The organism is Streptomyces sp. NPDC058240, assembly GCF_042882135.1.
Taxonomy (GTDB): domain Bacteria; phylum Actinomycetota; class Actinomycetes; order Streptomycetales; family Streptomycetaceae; genus Streptomyces.
In genome coordinates this window covers 149,903-151,863 of record NZ_JBHVWT010000013.1, presented here as the reverse complement: position 1 = coordinate 151,863, position 1,961 = coordinate 149,903, and the positions used below count along the sequence as shown (strand labels likewise).

At 71.4% G+C, this 1,961-nt stretch carries 1 protein-coding gene; it reads right to left on the bottom strand.

Going from position 1 to position 1,961, the window contains the following annotated elements:
* Positions 1-148: 148 nt before the first annotated feature.
* Positions 149-1,822, bottom strand: a complete 1,674-nt coding sequence (locus ACFVX4_RS21975) for a PHP domain-containing protein (RefSeq protein ID WP_385547410.1) — start codon at positions 1,820-1,822, stop codon at positions 149-151.
* Positions 1,823-1,961: the final 139 nt, after the last annotated feature.

Sequence of the window (1,961 nt, the reverse complement as noted above, 5' to 3'; positions counted from 1 at the left end):
AGATGGGCGAGGCGTTGAGGGGGGTTCTTCCGTGTGCCGCGATTGTTTGGTTAGGGGGGGGGGGGAGCCCGTTGCTGTTTTTTCTCGGTGGTTGGAGTTTGGCTTCCGTCGTGTCCCCCTTTGGGCCCCCCCCGGCCGTGCGGCGGGCTCAGCGGACGACGTCCACGAAGACCGGGTTGGTGTAGAACCAGGTGTCCAGCCACGGGTTGCCCCGGCCCGGCTCGTGCGGCAGCGGGCCGTGCGGGTCGATCGCCGCGCCGAGGAACCCCTTGCCGTGGCGCTTGCCGTCGCTGCCGCGCAGCCGCAGGTAGAACGGCTCGTCCGCGCGGCCGACCGGGATGCGCAGGGTGTACGTGCCGCGGCGGCCCGAGACATCGGCGGTGTGGGCGAGCCGGGTGTCGGGGGCACGCCAGTCGTCGCGGTCGGCGGCCGGTCCGCGGACCGCGCCGCGGATGACGTCGACGTGCTCCAGACGCGGCAGCACACCGTAGGGGTTCCGGCGGGACGCGGCGGTCACCGTGACGGTGAGGGTGAGCCGCTCGCCGCGCCGGGCGCGCAGCCGGCCGCCGAGCGTGGCGCTGTTGCCGTGCTCGCCGCGCACCTTGACGTCGATGCCGTCGACGAGATGGCCGTGGTCGACCCAGACCCGGCCGGCCCGCAGCCCCTCCATCACGTTCCGATAGCCGTACCGGGTGACGCCGACGTGTGTACGGCTGAACTGGCCTGGCCAGAAGTCGCCGCCGGGCTGCGGTTCGGTGGTGTTGTACGGGTCGGGGAGGTGGCCGGTGTTGTCGAAGTCCCGGCCGGGCGGCCAGTCGCCGTTGACCCAGGTGTCCTGGGCCACGCGGTGGACGTCGGAGTTGGAAGTGATCGTGAAGAGCTTGCCCTCCGCCAGCATGGCGTCCCACAGGCCGCCGACGGTCGCGGTGGCCCAGTCGAATCCGCCGTAGGTGACGTAGGCCTCGCGCGGGTAGCCGGGCCAGGAGTCGGCGGACGGTGAGTTGGTGTACTCGCCGCGGATGTTGGTGTCCGGGTGCCAGCCCGGGATCGCACCGGCCTGGGCGCCGGGGGCGCCCTCCATGCCGATCATGATCTCGGGGGCGGCGTCGCGCCAGCCGCGCATCTCGTGCGGGGAGTCGATGCCGAGGCGCATGGGGTGGTTGGCGAGGACGAGCACGTCGTCGACGTACCGGGTGCGGCGCTGTTCGGCCAGCCACTTGAGGGCCTTGAGCGCGTGCGCCTCGTTGCGCGGGGTGTCGGGGTGCGTCGGGGCACCGGCCGTGTAACCGAGCAGCTTGCCGTCGAAGGCCTCCTCGAAGCGGGTGAGGAGGTCGACCTCGTGTCGTCCGGGCGGCGAGAAGACGGTGCAGTGCTCGGCTCCGGGGATGTACCACTCCAGCCCCTGGAAGATCAGCATGCGCTTGTTGTCGGCGCGGGCCTTCAGGATCTCCCGGTGCTCCTGCGCGGCGCCGAACTCGGCGTGGCCGATGTTGCTGTGCTCGGTGAAGACCATCCAGTCGAGGCCGAACTTCTGTCCTGCCGAGGCGAGTTGGGAGAAGGTGTACTTGGCGTCGTGGCTGTACACGGAGTGGTTGTGATGGTCGCCGACCAGATAGACCAGGTCCGGGGCGTGTCCGTGACCGTGCCCGTGGGACCGGCCTCCCCGGCTGTCGGCCAGGGCGGGCAGCGGCAGCGAGGCGGCAGCGAAGGCCGCGCCGAACAGACCGGCGCGGCGCATCAGCCCTCGGCGGCTGAGGCCCTGGGGGTCGAGCGACTCCGCGGGAACCTGGGGGTCGGCCCATTCGGGCACGGGGTGGGACATGACGCGTCGTTCTCCTTCGTGCGGGGCGGCGGGGGGGCGGGGGCGGGACGGCGGGGCGTCAACAAGAGGGGTTTTTTCTTCCTGAAACGGAAGGGGGAAACCAGGGGAAAGGCGGGAGGTACACCCCCGGCCAACCAGT

What these genes read in the sequence shown, in the direction of transcription:
- ACFVX4_RS21975 (WP_385547410.1), bottom strand. Translation starts at nt 1,822, where the DNA reads ATGTCCCACCCCGTGCCCGAATGGGCCGACCCCCAGGTTCCCGCGGAG.